We start from the raw sequence: 2,554 nt of genomic DNA on the forward strand, positions 1-2,554 counted from the left end.
GGACTAAACCGCTCGCGCGGTAGGGCATGCTGAACCGCTCCGTACGGTCATGGCGTCCCGGGTTTTATAGGCAGTGCTCTGCCAAGTTGGAGATGAGGCAATCGGCCTCGTCTTCGACAGGAGCACGCCATGGAAACGACTTCCCGGCCCGTCAGCCCGCTGCGCCAGCGCATGATCGACGACATGCGGATGCGCCGCCTCAATCCCAAGACGCAGTCCGCCTACATCCGCGCCGTATGCAACTTCACGCGCTTCCTTGGGCGTTCGCCGGACACCGCGACCGTCGAGGAGCTGCGCAACTACCAGTTGCATCTGGTCGACTGCGGCACCTCGCCGATGTCGCTCAATGCGGCCATCAGCGGACTGAAGTTCTTCTTCGACGTGACGCTCGAACGGGGCGAATTGATGGCGAAGATGCAGCCCGTGCGGGTGCCGCAGCGCTTGCCGGTGGTGCTCAGCCCCGCCGAGGTGGGCCGCCTCATCGCGGCCTGTGGCAATCTCAAACACCAGACGGCACTCTCGCTTGCCTATGCCACCGGGCTTCGCGCGAGCGAGGTGGTGGCCCTCAAGGTTGGCGACATCGACAGCGAGCGCATGACGGTGCGCGTCGAACAGGGCAAAGGGCGCAAGGACCGTTACGCGCTGCTCTCGCCGGTGCTGCTGGAGCGACTGCGGGTATGGTGGCGCGTCGCCCGGGCACAGGGCAAGATGCTCGATGGCGGCTGGCTCTTCCCGGGACTCAATCCGGTCGAATCGCTCAGCACCCGGCAGCTCAATCGTGCGATCCACGCCGCAGCCCTGGCCGCCGACATCGACAAGCGGGTGTCGATGCACACGCTGCGTCATTGCTTCGCCACTCACCTGCTCGAACAGAAGGTCGACATCCGCGTCATCCAGACCTTGCTCGGCCACAAGAAGCTTGAGACCACGGTGACCTATACCCACGTCGCCAACGACGTGCTGCGCCGGGTGATCAGTCCACTCGACGGATTGCGCGCGCCGTAGTGGCGTGCTCGCGCGCCCCGCGCTGGAGGTGGCGGACGTCTTCCGCCGGTTCGGTCCGGCCTGGCGCGATGCCCTGCGTGGGCACCTGAGCCTCGGGCAACTGCGGGTGATGTCAGCGATCGAACAGTGCCGCAGTGCGGCGCTGGGGGGACACGTGTTGCGCTGTGATGCCTGCCAGCACCTCGAGATCAGCTACAACTCCTGCCGCAATCGCCATTGCCCGAAGTGCCAAGCCCGCGCCGCTCAGCGCTGGCTCGAAGCCCGACAGGCCGATCTGCTGCCGGTCGAGTACTACCATGTGGTGTTCACGCTGCCGGCGCCGGTCGCGGCCCTGGCCTATGCGAACAAGGCGCGCCTCTACGATCTGCTCTTCGAGCTGGCTGCCGAGACGCTCGCCACCATCGCCGCGGATCCCAAGCATCTCGGTGCGCGCATCGGCGCCACGCTGGTACTGCACACCTGGGGTTCGGCGATGACCCATCACCCGCATGTGCACGGCATCGTCCCGGGTGGCGGACTGTCGCCCGACGGCGAACGCTGGGTCGCCTGCCGGCGCGGCTTCTTCCTGCCGGTGCGGGTGCTCTCGCGGCTGTTCCGCCGGCGCTTCCTCGAAGAACTGGCGAAGGCCCACCAGGCCGGGCAGCTCAAGTGCGTCGGCGAGTTGCAGGCCTTAGCCGATGCCACCAACTTCCAGCGCTGGCTCGCCACGCTGCGCAACCACGAGTGGGTGGTCTATGCCAAGCGCCCGTTCGCCGGCCCCGCAGCCGTGCTCGCCTATCTGTCGCGTTACACGCATCGGGTCGCGATCTCGAATCGCCGGCTCGTCTCGCTCGACGAGCACGGGGTGAGCTTTCGCTGGAAGGACTACCGCGCCGAGGGGCGCACGCGCCACAAGACGATGACGCTGGAACCCGCAGAGTTCATGCGCCGCTTCCTGCTGCATGTCCTGCCGACCGGCTTTCACCGCATTCGTCATTACGGGCTGCTCGCCAACGCAGGACGCCGGCATCACCTTGGGCGTGCACGCGAGCTGCTCGCCTGCGCTCCGCAAACCGCGCCACAGGCCGCCGGCGAGCCCACCACCGTTCCACGACCGGTCTTCGTCTGCCGCTGCTGTGGCGCTGCGATGACGATCATCGAAATCCTCATGCGAGCTCCTTCAATCCGCGCGCCGCCAACGGTCTCCCCGTCATGAATATGTCCAAATCGACCCCCTCGCAGATCGCGGCGACCCTCCAACCGGCGCCGTGCGGAGATCGCTGCGTCATGACCCCAAAATGCCGCTTCGGATCAGCTGAACCGCCCCCCACGCGAAGCCTCGTCGTCACCGCGTCGGGGCCGACTCTCGAGCGCAATGCCCTGATGCCGACCGCCCGGGCCGCCTCCGCCTTCCAGCGCTCGACTCCAATTCCCATAGCGCCTCGCCCCTCCTGAGCACCTCGACCGCAATCCGCGGTTTCCTCCCTGGAGCGTTGTCCAACGCCTGCCATCAGCCGCGGTCGATCATCGACGCCCTTCCCGATTGGCAGGCGTCGAACAACGCTAAACC

Annotated in this window: 2 protein-coding genes; both read left to right on the forward strand. The window is 66.7% G+C overall.

All coding sequences use genetic code 11. The features are described 5' to 3' along the window. Positions 1 to 129: 129 nt before the first annotated feature. Entirely contained in the window at positions 130 to 1,005 is an 876-nt protein-coding gene (locus tag GPA27_RS28140) for a tyrosine-type recombinase/integrase (protein WP_169143708.1), read from the forward strand. 4 nt (positions 1,006 to 1,009) lie between these two features. Beyond that, positions 1,010 to 2,200 carry an IS91 family transposase gene (locus GPA27_RS28145; RefSeq protein ID WP_169143709.1) on the forward strand — a complete coding sequence of 397 codons (1,191 nt, stop codon included), beginning with the start codon at positions 1,010 to 1,012 and terminating at the stop codon, positions 2,198 to 2,200. Positions 2,201 to 2,554: the final 354 nt, after the last annotated feature.

It is taken from the genome of Aromatoleum toluolicum (assembly GCF_012911005.2).
GTDB lineage: Bacteria > Pseudomonadota > Gammaproteobacteria > Burkholderiales > Rhodocyclaceae > Aromatoleum > Aromatoleum toluolicum.